Origin of the sequence: Enterococcus casseliflavus (assembly GCF_029215545.1) — a bacterium.
GTDB lineage: Bacteria > Bacillota > Bacilli > Lactobacillales > Enterococcaceae > Enterococcus_D > Enterococcus_D casseliflavus.
Map to the genome: position 1 here is coordinate 2,742,420 of NZ_CP119393.1, position 20,226 is coordinate 2,762,645.

22 protein-coding genes are annotated in these 20,226 nt (G+C 40.7%); 2 read left to right on the top strand and 20 right to left on the bottom strand.

All coding sequences use genetic code 11. The features are described from left to right. Nucleotides 1-26 precede the first annotated feature (26 nt). A complete protein-coding gene (locus P0G38_RS13075; RefSeq protein WP_275851772.1) occupies nucleotides 27-905 on the bottom strand; it encodes a DMT family transporter in 879 nt (292 codons plus the stop codon). A gap of 114 nt (nucleotides 906-1,019) precedes the next feature. Between P0G38_RS13075 and P0G38_RS13080 the strand changes: the two genes are divergently transcribed. Further along, complete coding sequence (locus P0G38_RS13080; RefSeq protein WP_074536538.1) at nucleotides 1,020-1,859, top strand: AraC family transcriptional regulator; 840 nt, start codon at nucleotides 1,020-1,022, stop codon at nucleotides 1,857-1,859. Nucleotides 1,860-2,115: 256 nt separating this feature from the next. Here P0G38_RS13080 and P0G38_RS13085 read toward each other — a convergent pair whose 3' ends face one another. From P0G38_RS13085 to P0G38_RS13105, 5 genes are all read right to left on the bottom strand, one after another. Further along, nucleotides 2,116-2,574, bottom strand: coding sequence for a GNAT family N-acetyltransferase (locus P0G38_RS13085; RefSeq protein ID WP_005225310.1), 459 nt, complete (start codon nucleotides 2,572-2,574; stop codon nucleotides 2,116-2,118). 72 nt (nucleotides 2,575-2,646) lie between these two features. Beyond that, the gene (locus P0G38_RS13090; RefSeq protein ID WP_077453573.1) at nucleotides 2,647-2,946 is read right to left on the bottom strand and encodes a MazG-like family protein; all 300 of its coding nucleotides are present in this window, start codon (nucleotides 2,944-2,946) and stop codon (nucleotides 2,647-2,649) included. 111 nt (nucleotides 2,947-3,057) lie between these two features. Then, nucleotides 3,058-4,374, bottom strand: a complete 1,317-nt coding sequence (locus P0G38_RS13095) for a glycosyltransferase family 2 protein (RefSeq protein WP_275851779.1) — start codon at nucleotides 4,372-4,374, stop codon at nucleotides 3,058-3,060. Continuing rightward, the gene (locus P0G38_RS13100) at nucleotides 4,374-4,880 is read right to left on the bottom strand and encodes a hypothetical protein (protein WP_275851781.1); all 507 of its coding nucleotides are present in this window, start codon (nucleotides 4,878-4,880) and stop codon (nucleotides 4,374-4,376) included. The genes P0G38_RS13095 and P0G38_RS13100 overlap by 1 nt, the downstream gene beginning before the upstream one ends. Before the next feature lie 98 nt (nucleotides 4,881-4,978). After that, nucleotides 4,979-5,725 (bottom strand): YcjF family protein, encoded by a 747-nt coding sequence (locus P0G38_RS13105; protein ID WP_005225303.1) that lies wholly within the window; start codon nucleotides 5,723-5,725, stop codon nucleotides 4,979-4,981. Nucleotides 5,726-6,116: 391 nt separating this feature from the next. Between P0G38_RS13105 and P0G38_RS13110 the strand changes: the two genes are divergently transcribed. Beyond that, entirely contained in the window at nucleotides 6,117-6,323 is a 207-nt protein-coding gene (locus P0G38_RS13110) for a hypothetical protein (protein WP_275851785.1), read from the top strand. 191 nt (nucleotides 6,324-6,514) lie between these two features. On the opposite strand, the gene P0G38_RS13115 is transcribed toward P0G38_RS13110, so the two are convergent. The 14 genes from P0G38_RS13115 to P0G38_RS13180 form a co-directional block, all read right to left on the bottom strand. Beyond that, entirely contained in the window at nucleotides 6,515-6,904 is a 390-nt protein-coding gene (locus P0G38_RS13115; protein ID WP_275851788.1) for a C-glycoside deglycosidase beta subunit domain-containing protein, read from the bottom strand. Then, nucleotides 6,897-7,916, bottom strand: a complete 1,020-nt coding sequence (locus P0G38_RS13120) for a sugar phosphate isomerase/epimerase family protein (protein ID WP_275851796.1) — start codon at nucleotides 7,914-7,916, stop codon at nucleotides 6,897-6,899. The genes P0G38_RS13115 and P0G38_RS13120 overlap by 8 nt, the downstream gene beginning before the upstream one ends. 41 nt (nucleotides 7,917-7,957) lie before the next feature. Then, the gene (locus tag P0G38_RS13125; RefSeq protein ID WP_275851799.1) at nucleotides 7,958-8,911 is read right to left on the bottom strand and encodes an ROK family glucokinase; all 954 of its coding nucleotides are present in this window, start codon (nucleotides 8,909-8,911) and stop codon (nucleotides 7,958-7,960) included. Between the two features lie 11 nt (nucleotides 8,912-8,922). Then, complete coding sequence (locus P0G38_RS13130; RefSeq protein ID WP_275851803.1) at nucleotides 8,923-9,834, bottom strand: sugar phosphate isomerase/epimerase family protein; 912 nt, start codon at nucleotides 9,832-9,834, stop codon at nucleotides 8,923-8,925. A gap of 109 nt (nucleotides 9,835-9,943) precedes the next feature. Next, nucleotides 9,944-11,002, bottom strand: coding sequence for a Gfo/Idh/MocA family protein (locus P0G38_RS13135; RefSeq protein WP_275851807.1), 1,059 nt, complete (start codon nucleotides 11,000-11,002; stop codon nucleotides 9,944-9,946). Between the two features lie 16 nt (nucleotides 11,003-11,018). Beyond that, a complete protein-coding gene (locus P0G38_RS13140) occupies nucleotides 11,019-12,113 on the bottom strand; it encodes a Gfo/Idh/MocA family protein (RefSeq protein ID WP_275851810.1) in 1,095 nt (364 codons plus the stop codon). A gap of 287 nt (nucleotides 12,114-12,400) precedes the next feature. After that, nucleotides 12,401-12,724 carry a PTS lactose/cellobiose transporter subunit IIA gene (locus P0G38_RS13145; RefSeq protein ID WP_275851813.1) on the bottom strand — a complete coding sequence of 108 codons (324 nt, stop codon included), beginning with the start codon at nucleotides 12,722-12,724 and terminating at the stop codon, nucleotides 12,401-12,403. A 209-nt stretch (nucleotides 12,725-12,933) separates the two neighbouring features. Next, nucleotides 12,934-13,251 (bottom strand): PTS sugar transporter subunit IIB, encoded by a 318-nt coding sequence (locus tag P0G38_RS13150; protein ID WP_270290632.1) that lies wholly within the window; start codon nucleotides 13,249-13,251, stop codon nucleotides 12,934-12,936. Between the two features lie 20 nt (nucleotides 13,252-13,271). After that, nucleotides 13,272-14,609, bottom strand: a complete 1,338-nt coding sequence (locus tag P0G38_RS13155; protein WP_086294713.1) for a PTS sugar transporter subunit IIC — start codon at nucleotides 14,607-14,609, stop codon at nucleotides 13,272-13,274. 155 nt (nucleotides 14,610-14,764) lie between these two features. Then, entirely contained in the window at nucleotides 14,765-15,409 is a 645-nt protein-coding gene (locus P0G38_RS13160; RefSeq protein WP_086294712.1) for a histidine phosphatase family protein, read from the bottom strand. Between the two features lie 203 nt (nucleotides 15,410-15,612). Beyond that, complete coding sequence (locus P0G38_RS13165) at nucleotides 15,613-18,060, bottom strand: GH39 family glycosyl hydrolase (protein WP_275851829.1); 2,448 nt, start codon at nucleotides 18,058-18,060, stop codon at nucleotides 15,613-15,615. Nucleotides 18,061-18,332: 272 nt separating this feature from the next. Beyond that, a complete protein-coding gene (locus P0G38_RS13170) occupies nucleotides 18,333-19,028 on the bottom strand; it encodes a lysozyme (protein ID WP_275851832.1) in 696 nt (231 codons plus the stop codon). A gap of 24 nt (nucleotides 19,029-19,052) precedes the next feature. After that, nucleotides 19,053-19,712 (bottom strand): peptidoglycan amidohydrolase family protein, encoded by a 660-nt coding sequence (locus tag P0G38_RS13175; protein ID WP_275851835.1) that lies wholly within the window; start codon nucleotides 19,710-19,712, stop codon nucleotides 19,053-19,055. Nucleotides 19,713-19,812: 100 nt separating this feature from the next. Further along, nucleotides 19,813-20,193 carry a transcriptional regulator gene (locus tag P0G38_RS13180; RefSeq protein ID WP_275851837.1) on the bottom strand — a complete coding sequence of 127 codons (381 nt, stop codon included), beginning with the start codon at nucleotides 20,191-20,193 and terminating at the stop codon, nucleotides 19,813-19,815. Nucleotides 20,194-20,226: the final 33 nt, after the last annotated feature.

Consider the following 20,226-nt stretch of genomic DNA (forward strand, 5'->3'; position numbering starts at 1 on the left):
ACCGATTTTGGCGAATCTCGTCTTTTTCACAATTTTTTTTGTAAACACATGATGCTCCCTATAACTGCCATAAATCCTACTAGCTCCACCACTGTGAAGTGATCATGAAAAACAATGATCGATAAGAAAGCAGCCAGCAGTGGCTCAACTGCTGTTAAAACTGTTGCAAGTGTTGAGGATAAATAGCGTAAACTTGTTAAAAAAATCAAGTACGCTAGTGCTGTTCCAAATAAAATGACCACCAGCAAATAAAGAATTACTTGAACGTTCAGTTGACTATCGATCTGCCACATTGGATGAACCACATTCCCCAAGCCTCCACCAATCAACATCCCCCAGCCGACAATTGGTAAACTCCCATATTTTTGCAAGAGTTTACGCGGCTGTATAGAATAAAAAGCTAGTGATATCGCTGATGCTAACCCCCAGCCTAGTGCAGATTGGGAAGTCGCTAATTGCTCAATCTGTCCTTTTGATGTCACAGCCGTCACACCAAGTAAGGTTACCAATAACCAGAAACATGTCTTTAAAGAGGGGAGCTGCCTTTTGGCTATCGCGGCATAGAGTAAAACAAAGAAAGGTCCTGTATATTGAATAATCGTTGCAAACGAAGCATTGCTTTGCTCAATCGTTTTAAAGTAGGTAAATTGAACGAGAAACATGCCTAAGAAAGAAAACAAGAGCAGCTGAATGAAGTCCTTTTTCTCCCGAAATGGGGAAATCAATCGAGCGCGATCCTTTAACCCAATGATTAGCAACAAACACCCTGAAAGAACCAATCGTGTTGAAACGAGCCAATTTGCTGAAATACTATATTTCGTAAATAAAATTTGTCCAGCGATGCCAGAAACTGCCCACAAAGCTGCTGCTGAACAAGCATAAACAATCCCAACTGTTTTTTTCATAAAAACACCTTTTGTCTTTCACTTTACTTTGTTAGTATTATACCGAATCAGATAGTGAACTTTTGTCAATATCCTGATTGTTTTTAACACTATTCTGTAAAAAGGTGGTGCGGTATGTACTTTGAACGCACAGAAGAAAACGAAGAAACGACCAAACATACAACTACAAATCGCTCCTTCGCAATTTATCAACGTTGCTTGCAACAAAAGCGTGGCGACCAATTGCCTCTGCATTGGCACGACGAGCTGCAAATTGTATGGGTCGAAGAAGGTAGCTTCGTGTATACGATAGACGACGAGCAAATTTTGCTAAGCAAGAATGAGGCGATCATTATTAATAGCCGTGTACTCCATGGTGCTGTTTTAGCTTCAGAAAACGTCCGATATTGCTGCTTTGATTTTTCTTCAGGCTTTATTGCTGACCCTGCTTTTAAAGAAGCGATTGAACAATTAGTCCACGATCGCACCCGCAGCTATCGGCGCTTAACCTTAACCGCCCAACATCAAGCATTTGTTCAAACCGTGCGTCTGCCTCTGCTTATTGAACAACGATTTACTCTCTATGAATTGTTTTTAGCTGCCCTTTCACAGCTAATGGCTGCAAGACCTGCTTCACCAAAGAAAGAAACTATCTACTTAATGCTGGCATTTGTCCATGAGCATTATCAAGAACCATTAACGGTTCCTGCGATCGCTAAAGCTGCTGCCATCAATACACGTACTTGTACCGCCCTTTTTCGGCAATACACGACATTGACCCCAATCAACTATCTGATTGATTATCGATTGTCTCAAGCCAAAAACCTATTGATCGAAACGGATGAGCCGATCTCAACCATCTGCTACCACGTTGGCTTCAATCACTTGAGCTACTTTAGCAAAAGATTTCAGCGTAAATTTGGTTTAACGCCGCTACAGTATCGCAAGACCTATCGCGAAGATGATAGAAATTAGCTGATCGGTACCAACAGAGCCTCTCATCTAGATAAATTTTGCTATATTCTATAAGCGTTTCAGTACTTTTTTCACTTTTACGCTCATTAGTTCATAAGAATCTCCATGAAATCCTTTTCTAAAAACCACACACCCAATATTTAGTAGGCGAAAACACGTTCCTACAACATATTGTGGATAAACCTGTTGAAACTGTGCATAACTAAAAAGCCTGCGATTTTTTTCGCAGACTTTTTTATTTATTGACAACCTATTATTATTCTAGAGATAAATAATAGCTCACATTATCTGGTAGCGGTTTAAAGCCATTCTTTTTATAAAAATCCGCTGCTGGCATACTTTCTTCGGTATCTAACAGGATCGTTGGGATCTCTTTCTTGAGCAGATCCTCTTTGATCCTTTCTAAAAAAGTGGAACCCAAACCTTTTCCTTGGTGTGTGCCAGTAATTAAAAAGGTATCGATCACATACTCTTTTCCTTGATACCAGGGCTTGATAAAGCCTAATGAAAGACCAATCAATTCATTCGATGCTCGGTCTGTTAGTCGATAACCGATAAAAGTATTCATTGCCATCATTGATGATACATAGTCGGTGATTTGCGGCACTGTCAATTGGTCATTCCATGGTTCTGCTGAAAATACGGCAATATAGTGGTCCACGACTTCTGCTAAATCTGCCGTTGTTAATTCACGCATGCTTACATTCTTTTCCATCCTATCTCCTGCTTCCATTTCTATTTCGGTAAGGGCCTATACTCGAGGAATCCACTAGTTTTTGTGCTTATATCAATTATCGATTCGTTTTGCATAGCCATTGCCATAACTCGTATAACGACGCTTTTGGTTGACGGCCATTTTTTTATGAATCTCAGTTTCAAGATCAATGGAAAGGATTTCTGCTAATCCAAGAAGATAAATCGCCACATCCGCCAATTCTTCTCCTACCTCTTGTTGCTTCCGATACGCGTCAAAGGCTTCCCCTACTTCACCATATAAAGCCAAAAACTCTTTTTCAATATTTGTGACATTGAATTGGTGATCAATCTTGTTTTGATAAATCGCTTTTTGCATTTCTGATAGTTTCATAGTCGCTCCTTTTGGGATAGTATACCATTTTCTTTTACATAACAAATAGCCCGTTCTTGCAACAATAGAGAAAAAGATCAAAACGCTTCTATCGAAGCGCTTTGATCTTTTTTATTCTTCGGTTTTTTTCGCCGTTCGCTCGGGACTGACCCAAACGCCGCTGCCGTAACCGAGGATGGTCTTGACGGCTGGAATAAAGGTAGTGACGATCGTTATGGCATTGATCATCCAGTAAAACAGCATGTAAAAAGGGGCAAAACGGAAATATTTCAGCTTGCTGCGGTTATCATCCGCCAGGAGGCTGGTAAATAGCTGCATGACCCCTGCAATCATCTCGAAACAAACGAAAAGAAAGGCCATCGTAAACATATGGTAGATCCGCTCGTAATTCCCAGTTGCCCCATAATAAATCAGATAAAAAACAAACAAAGCAGAAGACAACCAGAAAAAGAATGACCAGATGATACTTAATGTTTGATCGACAAACATAGCGGTTCGACCAATGTTTTCAAATGGATGCAAAAAGACCTTTTTAAAGTTGGTCAGCCATACTTCTGTACCGCCCTTCGCCCAGCGTTTCCGTTGTCGATAGAGCATCTTGAGTGTTTCTGGCACCTCCATGAAAAACATCACTCGTGAAGCAAATAAAGACAGCCAACCTCGGAATTGGTGGTCCCAGGCAATACTGATGTCTTCTGTGGCTCGATTTTGTCGAAAGAGACCAACATCCATCAATGCGGCTCTACGATACATCGTGTTAGCACCGCTATAAGCATAGATAACGCCGAAAACAGCTTGCTGGGTCCGTTTAATAATTCCTACGATACTTGAAAACTCAACAGTTTGTGATTTTCCTACGATGGTTGTGCGATTTTGAACGTCCATATTCGCCGTAATGGCAGAGATATTGATGGAGTCTTGGCGGATGAAATAATTGACATATTTCCATAACGCATCAGGTTCTGGAACCGTATCTGCATCGTTACTCAAGATCAATTCCCCTTTGGCAAATCCTACCCCAATATTAAAGGCATGGGCTTTTCCTTGGTTTTTTTCGATGCACAACACTCTTAGATTGGGGTACTGTTCCATCAAGCGATCTAGTATCACAGGGGTTTGATCCGTTGAGCCATCATCAGTCACCAACACCTCATAATTGCTGTAGTTTAGATTGTTCATTAAGTAATGAATCGTGTCTTCAATAACGACTTCTTCATTGTGAGCTGGTACCATAATCGTGATCATCGGCTCGATCTCTTCGGGGATCGGTATCCACTCTAATTGACGATAACGGAACAAAAAACGATTGCAGATCACCCCGATGAACCAAGCAAAGCCGCCTAAAATCGGATACGTGAAGAGAATCATTAAAACGACTGTTAAAAATGTATCCAACCACGGAAACCCAGTATCAAAATTGACAACCATCAGCCCACCCCATTTCTACGGAAAAGTTCTTGGATCTCCGTTTCTCCGATGTTTTGCTCCGGTGCAACCGCATAGTATTTTGCCCCATGGCGTTCTTCTTTCGTCCCGAAGCGTTCTTCATAAAATGCTTCTAGCAACTCTTTGCGCTTTTCCAAGGCAGCTTCATCATGCATCGACTGCTTTTGCAGCAATCGTTTGAAGCGGCGGTTGTTCCTCAAGGTCAACAAAGTAAACGTCAGAACCAAGACCAAAAAAGAAATTCCTAAGAACAACGCCATAAAATCAAAAGTCACTGCTTCTTCCAGATATGTCCGAAAGGCAATCCGATCCGCCAGATTCGGTAAAGTCAGCGGGATGGCCAGCCAGACAAAGGGAACCAAGACCATCAGCCAAGCAAGAATCGTCAAAATCGTTTGGCGGGTCTTCAAAGCAGAACGACCTTTTTGAAAATACGCATCGGTGACCAACCGTTCTTTGACTTCTTCCCGTGTCACTCGTTGTTTCATTTTACTCACTCCTTTAAAATAACTATTTATTTGCTGTGAAGAAAAAGAAGCAACAAAAGCAAGTCCTCTGGACCTGCTTCGTTCTTCTTCTGTTTGTCTCACTTAGATTTCTTGCCAACTTTCAACGCATTGAACAGCGTGTGAAATTGGCCTTTAAAGGACATCACTTGCTCAAACACATCTTCCCCATCATTCAGCATCTTGACAGTCACCCAGCCTAATGCTTCGGTAATACCGCTAGCCACACTGGCATTGATTGCAGCTCCAGCAACGGTGCCGACTGCTGGGACAAATTTCAAGATATTGCCAACGGCACTGCGACCAAAACTCACAACGACTAGCTCTTTCGAAATACTTTTCGCTAACCCTTCACGCCATGTTCGCCCAAAAATACGATACAAACGGGCCATCATTGTCATCTGAACTGGCACAAGTAACACTGCATCTGAAAAGGGAATCGGTGAACAGCCGATGATCGCCGCCGTCAAAGAAGCCGCATGGATCGTGCGGTGGGCTTTTTTCCGCGTTTCATCATCTACGCCAACCAAAAACTCCTCAAACACCTGATCAAATTGATCCTTGCTTTTCGCTAACACTTTTTCCGCCTGGGCTTTTGATCCGTCATAGCCTTTCATCACAAGGGCAGCCGATTTTTTCGGCATTCGCTTCATGACATCCGCAAAAAAAGAAGTAAACTCCGCTTCTTCTTGCAGCTCTTCTCTCGTTTGACTTTGCTCGACTTGAACGGACTGTTCCGTTAATAATTCATTTTCGTTTTGCTTCTTTTTGCGTTTTATCCATGGTTTTTTCAAAGAAATGTCTCCTTCTTTCGACTCGTTGTTCATTTAAAAATCAAAGTGAGCCATGATTTTGTTCCCCCTTTCTATTTTAGCTCAGGTTTTTCAAGATAGCGAAAATGTAGCTTGAGAGAGCTTACACTTACTAAAAAATGCAAATTTGCATCTTTAGATTATTTATTTATATTATCGTTTTTTTATGCTATGATACACAAAAGGAGTGGATCGAATGAAAAAGAAATTGAATTGGAAAGTCCTTTTTTATCTAGGCTTATTGACTTACTTTCTTTTAAGCGGGATCTTCGCATTCTTTGGAGTCGAAATACCGTTTCTTTATAAACGTTGATCTTCACGTTTTCTCAGAACCATATCATTCAACTCTTTGCTCTATGTTGAGAGAATCCATCATTCTATCGTCCATTCAATCTAATCAGAAAAGGTGATTTTCTTGTCCATTTTATTTGATCTATTGCAGCTGCTTGCCGTTATCTGTATCGCATATTTATTATTCACAAAAAACCATTTCCTCAAACAATTAACAGATGGTCAGAAAATGGTCTTTGTCGTCTTATGTATTTCGGTGATACTGCCGGCTCTCTACGAATTTATTACTGGTTTTGCGCAGGGATTTTGGGAACGGTTGTAACAAATCCTTCATTAACTAAAAATTATAAAGAGCGCTAGCCAGTCTCTAGCCTATGAAAAATAGCCAACTAACAGGAACAATCATTTGAAAGGGATATCCTGTTCTCACACCTGCTGCTTTTTCATTGCTGTTGCGAATAAAGAGTAGAAAAAGAGATAGCAGAACCAGCTGGTTCCGCTATCTCTTTTTACTTAAACAACTACTTCTCTCTTACAGATCCCTTCAATCGGAATCGGGATGTAAGCTGTACGAGTCACCACAGCTAATTCTACTTCATGAGTACCTACGGGTAAACCGCCTACTTGCTGAACATAAATGTATAAAGGCTCGCCATACTCCCACTTATAGGTGGTAACCGTCGTCATCTCATCTAGTGTGAACCAATCTTTTTGGTCAACACTGCAACGAATAGCTTCTCTTGCTACTTCTTCACCGTCTACAGTGACGCGAATATCATTGACCATTGATAAAGGAACACCACGATAATACGTGATGTGCGTCTGTAATTCAAACCCAGCCGTCTCTCCTTCAACGACTTTATTTTTGCAAGATCCTTTAATAAACACATTGTTATCAAACATTGCTCGTCGCCCCTTCCAATTCAGTGATTATCGACTTAATCAATTTCTGATGGGCAATCACTTGTTCTTTTTCGACCATTGGGTGCCCTGGCAAAATCCAACGGTTGCCTTCATATTCTGTCGCCACATAACCATCGTAGCCATGTTCATGCAAGTAAGTCAAAATCTTACGATAATCGATGGAATACTCTTCTCCTTCGTCCGTCATTTCCCACAGTTTAAAATGGAAATGTTTGATATACGGAAAAACGTCCTCTAAAACTGAGAGAGATGTATTCTCATAACCGTCAGCCAACATAATGTAAGGCATGTCTTTTGGTTCAGCCATCGCAGCCAATTCTGGTTTTAATTGGTGAGCTTCATCAAAGGCTTGCGAGCCATCCAATCCTTGATCAAAAAAGGCATTGAAATAGTCGATAATAGCTGGATTGACTCCCAAAACTTGCTTATTGAATTCATTAAAGACACGGGGAATTCGATCACAGAAAATACCGGTATCAATCACCAAACCGCAATAGGGTGAATTGACTCGTTTCATTTCATCGATAAATGCTTTTGTTTCGGGAATATCAAAGCTCATCCCCGCGTGGATCTCCAGCGCGAAAGCCACATCATACTTTTCCGCATACGGTAGCAACGGTTCAATCACAAAACTTGGAACCATCGAGACCAGTCGAATGAGTTTGAAGCCTAAGCGAGAGGCAAGCTTGATTTCTTCGATTAAAAGATCCAGGCATTCCTTTTGCGTCAACTCACGATTGTTATACAAATTTGTATTAAGAAAGAAATCTGCGCAAACCGGCTTGACCTGTGCTTTACTCATGATGCGATCCCAATCAGCCAGCGTTTCTTTACTTGGATGAGGTGTGTCATGGAGCATTTGATCCGGTAAGATTTCAAACCCCTCAACGTCATGTTCATCTAAAAATGCGATGATTTCTGCAAGGGTCATTCGTTTGTTCATATATTCGTCTTGCAAGCTGTATAAGCTTACACCTGATTTTATTCCCATACTAACTTCTCCTTTACTATTTTTATTATTGTCTTATTCTTTCAGCCAGCAGTGTTTCTGATTTTGACTAAATAAGCTGCGCCGAAGATACCAGCATCTTTACCTAATGATGCCCTTTTGAGTTTCGTTGTCTTGCGAACCGCTGGGAAATTCCCTTGTTCGAATCGTGCACGAACACGGTCCATTAAAAAGTCCTTAGCTTCTGCTACCCCGCCACCAATGATGATCGAATGGGGATTTAGCAGATTGGCAATCATACTACAGGCTTGTCCCAAATAGTTGGCAGCTTCATTCACCACTTTTAATGCAAGCAAATCCCCTTTCTCGGCTTCAGCAAAGATGATTGCACTGGTCAATTTAGGGCAATCATTCAACGTAGTCGCAGTGGTAAGCCGATAACTTTCTGCTAACTTGACGATACCGGTAGCACTGACTAACGTCTCTAAACAACTGCTGTTACCGCACGAACAATCAAACGAATGAGGATTTGTCACAGGAAAATGTCCGATCTCACCACCGGCACCGCCGACTCCGGTAACTAGTTGATCGTTCAAAATGACACCTCCACCGACTCCAGTTCCTAGTGTCAAAAAAACTGCATCCTTTTCGCCATCCCCAGACCCCTGCCATTTCTCTCCTAAAGCCGCCGCGTTGGCATCATTTTCAAGAAAGAAAGGCAGACACAAACTTTGTTCAAAGGCCGCACGAATCGGTTGCGCATGCGTCCATCCTAGGTTAAAAGCATTACTGACCGTTCCATGGACCCGGTCAACGGCGCCAGGACAGCCCATCCCGATACCTAAAATCCTTTTTTGCTTCAGTTCTGATGCCAGCTCTTTTTGAATACTTGCCAGACAGTCAGGAATGATCCGTGTTCCGTTCTGACGACAGTCTGTCGGAATCCACCATTCTTTTTTCAATCTGCCTTCGGTTGTGACCAACCCGAATTTAGTCGTAGTACCGCCTAAATCAATGCCAAGATAATAGTTTTCCATAGCAGCTTCTCCTAAACAAAATTTCGCAAGTAATGGGTACTTAGGGCAACTGCTTTCTTGACGGTCTCATAACTATTCTCAAAGGCTTTGTCCTCGATCTCAATACAGCTGTATCCGTCAAAGCCGATATCTGTTAATGCCGAGACGTACTTGCCCCAATCCACATCGCCGAGACCAGGTAATTTAGGACTCATATAACTCAGAGGCACAGCCATCGTACCAACATCGTTTAGTTTTTCCTGATACACCTGGATGTCCTTATAATGAACATGAAAAATCTTTTCCTTAAATTCATATAAAGGTTGAATATAATCGATCTGCTGCCAAACAAAATGGGATGGATCATAGTTTAGACCAAGGTATTCGCTGTCGAGCAGCTGAAAAACCTGACGCCAAATCGTTGGTGTGGTCATCAGATTTTGTCCTCCCGGCCATTCATCTTCTGTAAAAAGCATCGGACAATTTTCGATGGCGATTCTCACTTTCTGCTTTTCGGCATAAGCAAGAATCGGTTGCCAGACGTTGACCACTTCCTCAAGGTTCTCTCGGATATTTTTCGTTGGCATTCTTCCTAAAAACGTTGTGACAAGATTGATTCCCATGCGTTTGGAAGCATCAATCAGCGTATACAAATGGTCAATCGCTTCTTGCCTTTTATTCAGGTTTTCGTCTAAAGGATTGGGATAATACGCCAATGCAGAAATTTCCACTCCCTTTATTTGGCAATAGTGTTGGATTTCTCGAATGCGTTCATCCGTCAACTGTTTCGTATCGATATGCGATACCCCTGCATAACGCCTTTGGGCTTTTCCTTGTGGCCAGCAAGCGACTTCCACGCACTCCAAGCCGTTAGCAGCAACGATATCAATCATTTCTTCAAAATTGCTTTGATCAAATATGGCACTTACGACACCAAGTTTCATCCTTATCTGCTCCTTCTTTTTTCCACCTGTTCAAGTGGGTTTTTCTCGTTTCAATCATTTTCCTTCTGTAGCTACTGTCTGAAATTTGTCTGATAAAACGACCAAGCGACTAGGCCAGCGCAACTGCCTGCTTCGTTTCGGCAGATACGCGAATAGCATCCAGTACTTTCATCAAGAAAAAGATTTGATTTGGTTTAACAGCCAACTCTTCTTCTCCTTGGACAAAGCGATAATAATTATCAAAAAACATTTCATGATTCACATGAACCTTCGGCAGCGGTTCGCTGATGATTCGGCCTTCCGGCGGTGGGCCAAATGAACGGGTCGGACCTGCTGGGGTCATGGTTACTTTGCCACTAACACTTTGCAACAGCTCAGAAGTACGAGTGATCGTACCTTGTGGATCAAACCCATCGATAACCGCACTTCCTTTGTTCCCACCAATAAACCAGTGGCGCTCAAACCAATGCTCTTTCTCACTCAGCATATAGGTGCCTAGCTCGACTTGCCCGGTCACTCCATTGTCAAAGCGAAGCATAATCGAAAAATAATCATCAACATTCTTATTAATGACGTTTTGCACATCGGCGTAAACAGATGTTAACCGACTCGGTGAGAGCATCGTCAACATTTGATCGATCAAATGAACGCCCCAATCATAAAGCATGCCACCACCAAATTCTGGATAAATATGCCAATCATGCATGTTGCCATTAAACCCATAGAGACTGTTTTTGACCGTAAAGATTCTTCCTAACGTCTGGCTTTGGTAAATTTCCTTGGCAATACAGAAATCTTTGTCCCAGCGACGTTGATGATGAATCGTAAAGCGGACATTGGCAGCTTGAGTGATCTGCATCATCTCGGAAAATTCTGCGGCATTCATAGCAGCTGGTTTTTCGCAAATAATGTCTTTACCGGCTTCGGCTGCTTTTTTGACCATTTCTAAATGCAGGTGATTCGGAACTGCGATAATGACTGTGTTGATTTCAGGGACAGCCAACAACTCATCTGCTTTTAAAAAGGTTAAAATAGGATCGCTTGCTTCTTTAAACTGCAGTGCATTGGTATCGCATACTGCAAGCAGTTCTGCATAGTCCAATGTCTCGATCGTCTTTGCGTGGGTCTGGCCCATAAAACCAAAACCGATGATTCCAAATTTTAGCATCGTCTATTCCCCTCTTCTATAATTCCACGACTTGCCCGGTTTCTGCTGATTGATAAATTGCTTCTAAAATCTGTGTCACAACGATTGCCTGCTCCGGTTTTACCAACGGCTCAGTGTCATTTAAGATTGCTTCGACCCATTGTTTCGCTTCCGCATCTCTTTGTTCCAACGAAGCCCCTTCAAAACCGAAGACACCGCCAGCATCAGAAGGTTGTGTTTGCTCTAATTGATTATGATCGGCTTTATTGAAAACGACGTAGCCCTGATCAAGAAAGGCTTTGCCAAACATTTCCGCACCTGCCTTATCTCCGCATAAGGTAACTTGTGCTTCTTTCGGATTCACCATATTCAGGGCCCAAGCAGCTTCTAAAAAGATCGTGGCACCATTTTCCATTTTGATTAAACCGAACGCTGAATCTTCGGTTTCAAATGTTTCAGGATCCCAAGGACCAAACATATTCGCCATTGGATTATCCTTTAGTTTTTGATAGGTTGACCCTAAGACCATTTTTGGTTTGTAATTATCCATGCACCATAAAGTAAGGTCTAATGCGTGTGTCCCGATATCAATCAGCGGTCCGCCGCCTTGTTTTTCTTTGTCCGGAAACACGCCCCAGGTTGGTACTCCTTTGCGTCTTACCGCGTGAGCTTTAGCAAAATAAATGTCTCCCAATTCCCCTTTGGCGCAGGCATCATGGGTAGCTAATGAATCCGAACGGAAGCGATTTTGATAGCCGATCGTTAATTTTTTTCCTGTTCTTTTGGCTGCTTCCAACATTTTTTTTGCCTCTTCATAATTGATAGCCATTGGCTTTTCACACATCACGTGTTTGCCAGCCTCCAGCGCTGCCACTGTGATTTCCGCATGTGAAACATTCGGTGTCAAGACGTGAATCACATCAATGTCTGGGCGCTGAGTCAATTCCTGATAGTCTGTCGTAACGAAAGCACCACCGATTCCATAGGTTTTCGCTGCTTGAACTGCCCGTTCTTCAATAATGTCGCAAAAGGCGACCAGCTCTACTTGGTCAGCTAACTTAGCTAGTGCTGGAAAATGTTTTGTATTAGCAATTCCTCCGCATCCGATAAATCCAAAGCGTAATTTTGTCATGTTGGTTCCTCCTTGTTTTGTTTTACATTTATAGATTAACCGTTCTCAAAAAAATCCACTTCCTTATTTTAATAAATTTGCACACACAAATTTAACTAAAAAAAACTTCATCTCGATCCAAAGCAAAAAAACACCATACTTTTCATACTGAATTACCGCTGTTGGCCTATCAATAAAAAAACCGGACATATCCTTCATTTGAAGAACGTCCGGTACGTTAGGAAACACAGATTAAGTTGATTTTGCACAAAATACCTTTGAACACGCAAAGAGCAATGATTAAGCATCTATGTTTCGTCTTGCTCAATCCGTTGGTGGATCGCAATGATTTCTTTTGCTAAATCACAAAACGCAATCGCTGTCATCAGATGATCCTGACTATGGATGGTCAGCAGCGTAATCTCTGCTGCGATTCCTTGGGCTTCATTTGTCAGCATAGTGGTTTGGGCATGATGCGCTTCTACAATCGCAGCTTTTGCGCTTTTCATCCGTTCTTTCGCCTGCTTAAAGTCGCTATTTTTTGCCGCACTGATAGCTTCCATCGCGTCACTTTTTGCGTTACCGCTATGGATGATCAATCCCATCACTGCTTCTAACTGTTCTTGATTCATCGGTTGACTCTCCTTTGCACAGAAGGAATAAATCCCTTCTATGTGCTGTTTTTTAAGGTTTCCTGCTGTCTATCGCAAATTTTCGCATTGCTTGATTGGCAACAACGTGACTGACGAGTCTTCGAAAATTGGGGTAGCCTCCAGCTGATACATTGTTGATTTTACTAATCCTGTATTCGCAACTCGCTTTTTCTTTTCTTAACACTCGGTTACTGTGCTTGCGATACCAATCCTAATGCTTGTTGTAGTACTTTTTCTCCGTTCATCGTTCCGTATGCAGACATATCGATCACCGAAACCGGAATCTGATCTTCTACCATTGCGCGAATCTGTTTTTCCTTAAATCGAACTTGTGGACCTAACAGAATCACCTCTTTGCCGGGAAGATAACTTTTGATGTCTTCGATTGGTCGCGCATCAACAGTAGCGTCAATTCCCTTGGCTACCCCGGCTTTCTCCATTTTTTCAATTAGAAGGCTAGTACTCATTCCCGCATTACAGACTAATAAAATGTTGATTTTTTTCATTTTCACTCGCTCCTTTATGTTTATTCCGTTACGACAGCACCTAAATCGACTGCTTTTTCTGCCGCTTGTTCTTTTTCTTCTGCTTGCTCCCGCTTGTATTCAAGATTGTCGGCTGCTTTGAAAAATGGGAAGTAAATTGCAGTGGCAACAATGACACAAATGACTTGTGCTAGCATCATTTTCCAGCCACCGACCACTATTGCATTAAAGAAAGTTGGAAACCCTGTTGGAAGATGGACCCCCTGCGGTCTAGGTACCAATCCGCTGACAATCGAGAAGTAGCCAATTAAACCTGTTACTAACGGCGTTACTAGGGTCGGTACAAGAAATATCGGATTCAAGCAAACCGGTGTTCCAAAAGTAATGGGTTCATTGATGCTAAAGAAGGTTGGAATACTAGTGATCCGACCGATGTTTTTGTACTGACTGCTTTTAGCAAAAAGAATAAAACAAACCGCAAGTCCTAAAACACAGGCTCCCCCGCCAATTTCCAAAAAGACATAAGTAAAACCAAGATCAATCACATTAGGCGGTACCTCACCAGCTGCTGCTGCAATCATGTTCTCGGTCGTCATCGCTTGTAAGATCGGCGCATATACTCCGAAAATAATCGCTTTGCCGTGCAGACCAAACCACCAGAACAAGCCAATCAATGAATAGGCGACTAAGACACCGGCAACCGACCCGCCAATCGATTGAATCGGCGCTTGAACCACTGTATAAATCATATTGTGAACGCTACCATAACTTGTGAAAGCAAACCCCCAAGAAATAACCGCCATCAATAAAGCGATCGAAAAACACGGGATGATGGAACTAAACGATTTTTCTACAAAACTCGGCACACTTTCTGGCATTCGGATGGTAATATTATTTTCAATAAACCAACTGTATAACTTTGCTACGACTAAGCCGACAATGATTCCTACAAACATCCCTCTGGAACCGATAAAATCAAAGCTAATAAAATCGACTGGTTGCATGGCTCCGCGTACTTCTTGATCAATCGTTGCTAAAGGGGTCAGTAACAAGAATGAAACGATTGCTAAGAAACCGGGAACCATTCCGTCAAGTTTAAACGATTTTGCCAAATTGAAGGCAATAAAGTACACCACAATGACCCCCATGATATTGCTAGTAAACATTCCTGGAAGCAGCAACAATGTTCTTAACCCATTAGCATCAATAAAATTTTGGTAACCATCAAAAGGTATATTTGCCAACAAAGTCAGCATCGATCCTGTGATACTGAAAGGAATTGTCATAACCATCCCTTTACTGACTGCCTTGAAATAACGATTATTCGACATTCCTTCTGCCGCTATTTGCAGCTTTTCAAGCTTATTTATAAAATTCATTTTTGAAACCTCCCCATTCGTTTCTCTAATTTAACCCGCTCTTCGATGACTTACTTTAAATTTATGAGTCACTCATCGCTTTAGTGTCTGCATAATACGTACTACAGATTCCTTCCCATTGTGATCGTCTTTTCTCGTTCTCGATAAAACTATACTTATAAATTCACGCTCTGGTTATAAAAGAGCAGTTTTTTTTCATGCTTTGTCAGTGCTATCTTTGTGATTGCTGCATTCAAGACAACTTCCGCACAATCTATCTGCGGATCAATTAAATAGGCGAGATTTCGAATCGTATTGCCGTGAGTCACGACTAAAATCTTGCTGTCAGAAGAAAACGTATTTTCGAGTTTTTCCAACCCAGCTTTGATTCGAGTGATAAAAGTTTCGTAATCCTCTGCATCTTTTTGCGGATCAGCTTCATGAAAAGCATTCATCACCTCGTTGATTTTTAAATTTGCATAAAACTCGTTGACGGTCTCAAAGCCTTTTGACTTTGCAACTTTTGGCCAAACGTTTTGGTTTAATTCACCTTCAAAATAACCGAAAAATGTTTCGCGGAACTCTGGCATGAGATAGAGCTCCTTTGTTATGTTTAACTGAGTTCTAATGATTTTGCTGGTTTCAATCGTTCTGCCTAAATCACTTGAAACAATCTGGCTGATTCCTTTAGAAGCCAAATAAGCTCCGCATTTTTCAGCACTTATTCTCCCCTGATGTGTCAGCGGGGTATCCGCCCATCCTTGCATACGATCGTATTTATTCAAATACGTTTCACCATGTCGAACAAAATAAATTTCCATCTTCACTCGCCTCGTTTTCTGTCATCACATCTGCTTACTTCTATAATCTAAATACCTTGTAATCGATTACAATTGAATCATATCAAGTTCTCCTTGTGGTTACTTCGCAGGTTTCTTCTTATCTCTTGTATGTGTATGACACTACTATGTTTCGAAAATAAAACAAACAGGAAAGTGTGATACTTTCCTGTTTGTTTTACTTATTATTCTTCGATTACAATACGTTTAAAAAGCAAATCATGGGTTTCCATCGCAAATTCGATCGTCAGCTGTTCCCCTAGCGGCAAATGTTCGATCCACATTTTTGGCAGACTTTGCGCTTGTAAATACGCCTCTTCTTCTCTTGTACTAAGAGTCTCAATCGCAATTTTTGCCATTTCTTCTAAGTGAGTCCCGTTTTTTAAGCCAATCTGCTGCGTAGTGATTTTGGCTTGTTGTCTTTTGTTAATCTCCGGCAAATCAATCGTCACGCGATATTTTTTATCTGGCATATTATTGAAAACTGCATAGACATTTTCTTTGCGGAAGGTTCCTTGAGAATTGTAATAGTATGCTGAATTTAAATGGGCATAACTGATCGCCAGAATATTGATCGTATACGGATCAGGCATTGTAACTAACAGCTCTTCATTATAGTAGAGGGTTCGCCCTGTCATTTTCGCTAAAAATAAAAACGCATAGTAACCGATTTTCGGAATCGCATGACGGGTTAGGAGACCTGCCCCGCCAAATACTTCCTTCTCCTGGCAATCAACAGCAACAGCTGAGGTATCTGAAAGCAGCCAATAGCCGATCACTTTACAGTACGGACTGACTTCTATCGCATTTTTAATGATATAACTGCCTTTATAAGCTGTATCATTGATCAGATCTCGATTCACGATCGTGACATTAAACTCAGTGATATAAATCGGGATATCAGCTTGAAGGCGATTAAATATCTTTTTGACGGCTTTTACGTGGCGCGACATAAAGTACATATCCGGTGATATTGGATTACTTCTTCTTTGTTCAGTAAAATCACTTTTGATCTCATCCATCGGATAAACCGCTAGACTAAAGAAGTCCGGTTGCTGTTTTTGTTCTAGCCATAACTCGATAAATGTAGGGAAATTTTCGTCACTATTTTTGATATCGACACTAATGCCGCAACCACCCACCTTCATGTTCGGAAGGATTTTCTTGATTTGCTCACTTATCTTGGTAAAAAAGCAATAGAAGTCCTTGGCTCGCGTAATTTTTAACCGCGTATCATCATAAAAGACTTCACCAAGAAATGGAGCTTGGATTGCTTGTAGGACGATGGGATGCGGTTTCCATACCTCGACCTGCCATTTTTCAACTGCGATCCGACCATAGCGGCTGATGCAGTGCTTCAAAAACAGAGCAATGGTTTTTAGGTACGCTTCTAAGTGAAGGCTGTTTTTACTGAAAACTTGATTCGCCAAAATCGAAGTGTAATCTTTGTAGATTGTTTTCCCTTTAAAGCCAAGTTCCAGAAATGGAATTAAATCAGCATCAAGGATCGCATCAAGGATATGGTCTGTCTGTGAAAAGTCCAGCTGATCTGGGTCACAACCGATAATTTCCGGCGACAATAGACCCCAAATCCGTCCGTAAGTAAATGGTCCATCTTTCTTCACACGTGCCAGCGCTGCATGGAAATCCTTTCTTAACAAGTCCTGTGCAAACCCTAAATTTATCAAAAAAGTCGGTGCATAGCTTTCAAAACTTTTCTCATTGCTGATTTGGATGGCATACGTGTCGGTTCCTTCATGGGAAGTTGTCGTATCGATCAACTTCTTTAAATCCGCCAGATCCGTCTCCTCCTCTTCCACAGGATTCGATAAGACAACGATTGATTGCTTTACTTCTTTCCGATAATCAGTCGGCGTCAGGCCTTGATACTTTTTAAATATTCGATTGAAAGAATTGATATTGGAAAAACCGGCATCATAAGCAATATCAATCACTGATTTTTCCGTATGAAGCAGTTCATTTCTGACTTTTTCCAGACGTTTCTGCACTAAATAATCACTGATCGAAAGCCCAACTTCTTTAGAAAAGACTCGAGAAATATATTGTTCAGACAAGTACAGATTATTGGCGATATCCGCTAATTTGATATCCTTTTGAAAATTATTGTCGATGTAAAACTTAATTTCTTCAATTTTTTTCGTTGTACTTTTTTTACGATCCATGGTCTCTTTTTTTCGAAAATGCTTTTCCAGATTTCCAATCAGCGCAAAATAATTTTGAAAGGCAAACGCATTCTGGTTATATTCTTTATAAACAAATAATTGCAACAAGCGATGAATGTATTTACGGATCTCATTGTTAACGGTACTTTGTTTTTCAATAGAGTTGCCTTGAAAGATATACTCAATATCATTATCCTTTGTGTTCATGGGAAAATCATAAGACAAAGTCAGTGTGAACACTTCCGCATTGTTGTTCTGGATCAAGATTTTTTCTCCTTTAGGAACAACTAGAAAATCGTCTTTTTGCAAAACAAATAGCTGATCACTGTCTTGAATCGAAACATCGCCGATCAGAACGAACAGCAGATGAATATCATTATCAAAATAATAGAGCTCTGAAGTATTTAGTTTTTCTATCTTTATATTTTCCCAAGGGTTTACCAGCTGCACAAAATCACCTTCTTCAAATTTTTTTTAGTATACCATGAAAAGAAATGATTATTGTTACCGCTTTCTATTTTATTTGAACTGTTGGTGATGTATATTCGCAACTGCAGAGTGGTCCATATTTGTATATTTTTATGCAGCTTTTTTTGAAAGAGCTATAGTAAGAGTTCCGCATTAATATTCTTAGATAAACACTTATAGGAAAAGTTTCGAAAGACTTAGAAGAAAACAAGAAAATCCTGCACGAACCCGAGCAGGATTTTCTTGTATTTCTTTTAATAATCTGGCTTACGGTTCAAGACATTCGCTAAGCGATTATAATACGGTGCAGCGTCTGTCCAGTTTGTCAAAAATGGGACTTCTTTTCCTGTATTCGCATGATACACTTGTCGAATTGCTCTCATTTCATCTTCGTGCCCAATTGCATACGCATGTTCTCCATTAAACCAACGCACAGGCGCATTTTTATTTGCTTGATAAAATGCCCACATCATCATTTCCTCACTTTCTTTCGTTGTACTATCATCTACCACCCTTAGAAAAAGATCTGTCTCAGCTTTTCGTCTACGAATCAGTCCTTCTAGCGGTTTTCCTCCTGCATTAACATACTTATTCATCTCATTGGCTGCTTGTTGCCAATTTTTAGAATTTATATATGTTAGTAATGCAGTTCCTTGTAAAATATCTGCGCCTAAATTGAAATGAAAACTCACCAAAGCATCGAACTGGTTTTGATTCAGTTGAACGGTTATATATTTAAAAATTCCAGATGCGTGACTGATAACATCCTGGTCTAAAAATATATTTGCTTGAGCTTCAGTAATTGTCATTCCTGAGTAGACACCTTGAGTATGCCCGTAACCGATCGTCCAAACACCAACTGAATCTTGATAGGCAGTCAAGCGCAATCCCTCAAATTCTTTGATTAAATTACGACCAGTTTCAGAAAGCTTCATATTTTCGTTTGCCATTACTTTCCTCCCTTTATCTGCTTATTAATAATCAGGCTTGCGATTCAAAACATTTGCCAAGCGGTTGTAGTAAGGTGAAGTATCTGTCCAATTTGTAAGAAACGGAACCTCTTTCCCTGTATTTGCATGATAAATTTGACGAATTGCTCTCATTTCATCTTCATGTCCAATAGCATAAGCATGTTTTCCATTAAACCAGCGAACCGGTACATTTTTATTTGCTTGATAAAATACCCACATTAGCATATCCTCACTTTCCTTATTTGGTATGTTTCCATCATTTGTATTGTTTAATCGATAATATTCAGTAGGCTCTGGTCCCATATAACCACCAGCAGCTGGTGTAGTATAAATGCCATTACGTCCGGAGGAACAATGAATAATAATATTATTATCCATAAAAATCCCTGTATGTCCGTCGGTAGCCCAATATTTGGAGATAAAGATGTCTCCTTTTTTACATTCCGTTCTATTTACTTTTTTTGCAATCGATGGTAACGCTATATCATGCAAAGTTCCTGTCCACCCCATGCTGCCTACTGGTAAAAAGCCTCCTGAGATTAAAGAATAGTACACTGCTGAACTACAATCATAACTACTGGGACCTAATCGATCAGACATTGAATATGTCACTTTGCCTTCTCGATCTTTGAACCATTGAATCATGTTATCAATACTTCCCAAAAAAATCACCTCCGCGGAAATGTACTTCGTGCGTCCACGAGTTCGAAACATGTTTCTTATTTCCACCTTTATTATAACGAGGAAAGTTTGATAAAAGAGGTCAAACTGAAAGCCACCCTAGCCTTTTGGCAATCTCAGCGATAAACTCCGAATCTCTTCTTTTAATAGTGGATTCACTAAGAAAAGTTTCTGCAGAAACTACCGCTAGTTTTTTTTTAAAATGCCCATTGTAGTATTTGACATAAAAGATATCGCTAACATCAACTGTCGAATTTTCTAAAATCGTATTGACAGTATTTACAAATATTTTAAAAAAAATTATTTGGTTCAACGACCAATTCTTACTTCCTTCATTGGTCAAGGCTGTTATATCCAGTTCTTTTTTTGTATCACTGATCTCAGATAATCTTATCAGTGATTTTTCGATTTTTTTATATTGCCAGAGCAAACTGCGAATATGTGCCCTAGTTTCATTTGTCATATTATCACCTCTAAAACAGCCCCCCAAAAAGGC

What these genes read in the sequence shown, in the direction of transcription:
- P0G38_RS13100 (WP_275851781.1), bottom strand. Translation starts at nt 4,880, where the DNA reads ATGAAACAACGAGTGACACGGGAAGAAGTCAAAGAACGGTTGGTCACC.
- P0G38_RS13130 (WP_275851803.1), bottom strand. Translation starts at nt 9,834, where the DNA reads ATGAAACTTGGTGTCGTAAGTGCCATATTTGATCAAAGCAATTTTGAA.
- P0G38_RS13080 (WP_074536538.1), top strand. Translation starts at nt 1,020, where the DNA reads ATGTACTTTGAACGCACAGAAGAAAACGAAGAAACGACCAAACATACA.
- P0G38_RS13180 (WP_275851837.1), bottom strand. Translation starts at nt 20,193, where the DNA reads ATGACAAATGAAACTAGGGCACATATTCGCAGTTTGCTCTGGCAATAT.
- P0G38_RS13090 (WP_077453573.1), bottom strand. Translation starts at nt 2,946, where the DNA reads ATGAAACTATCAGAAATGCAAAAAGCGATTTATCAAAACAAGATTGAT.
- P0G38_RS13150 (WP_270290632.1), bottom strand. Translation starts at nt 13,251, where the DNA reads ATGAAAAAAATCAACATTTTATTAGTCTGTAATGCGGGAATGAGTACT.
- P0G38_RS13085 (WP_005225310.1), bottom strand. Translation starts at nt 2,574, where the DNA reads ATGGAAAAGAATGTAAGCATGCGTGAATTAACAACGGCAGATTTAGCA.
- P0G38_RS13170 (WP_275851832.1), bottom strand. Translation starts at nt 19,028, where the DNA reads ATGGCAAACGAAAATATGAAGCTTTCTGAAACTGGTCGTAATTTAATC.
- P0G38_RS13145 (WP_275851813.1), bottom strand. Translation starts at nt 12,724, where the DNA reads ATGAATCAAGAACAGTTAGAAGCAGTGATGGGATTGATCATCCATAGC.
- P0G38_RS13155 (WP_086294713.1), bottom strand. Translation starts at nt 14,609, where the DNA reads ATGAATTTTATAAATAAGCTTGAAAAGCTGCAAATAGCGGCAGAAGGA.
- P0G38_RS13075 (WP_275851772.1), bottom strand. Translation starts at nt 905, where the DNA reads ATGAAAAAAACAGTTGGGATTGTTTATGCTTGTTCAGCAGCAGCTTTG.
- P0G38_RS13095 (WP_275851779.1), bottom strand. Translation starts at nt 4,374, where the DNA reads ATGGTTGTCAATTTTGATACTGGGTTTCCGTGGTTGGATACATTTTTA.
- P0G38_RS13160 (WP_086294712.1), bottom strand. Translation starts at nt 15,409, where the DNA reads ATGGAAATTTATTTTGTTCGACATGGTGAAACGTATTTGAATAAATAC.
- P0G38_RS13125 (WP_275851799.1), bottom strand. Translation starts at nt 8,911, where the DNA reads ATGGAAAACTATTATCTTGGCATTGATTTAGGCGGTACTACGACTAAA.
- P0G38_RS13115 (WP_275851788.1), bottom strand. Translation starts at nt 6,904, where the DNA reads ATGTTTGATAACAATGTGTTTATTAAAGGATCTTGCAAAAATAAAGTC.
- P0G38_RS13140 (WP_275851810.1), bottom strand. Translation starts at nt 12,113, where the DNA reads ATGACAAAATTACGCTTTGGATTTATCGGATGCGGAGGAATTGCTAAT.
- P0G38_RS13105 (WP_005225303.1), bottom strand. Translation starts at nt 5,725, where the DNA reads ATGAACAACGAGTCGAAAGAAGGAGACATTTCTTTGAAAAAACCATGG.
- P0G38_RS13135 (WP_275851807.1), bottom strand. Translation starts at nt 11,002, where the DNA reads ATGCTAAAATTTGGAATCATCGGTTTTGGTTTTATGGGCCAGACCCAC.
- P0G38_RS13120 (WP_275851796.1), bottom strand. Translation starts at nt 7,916, where the DNA reads ATGGGAATAAAATCAGGTGTAAGCTTATACAGCTTGCAAGACGAATAT.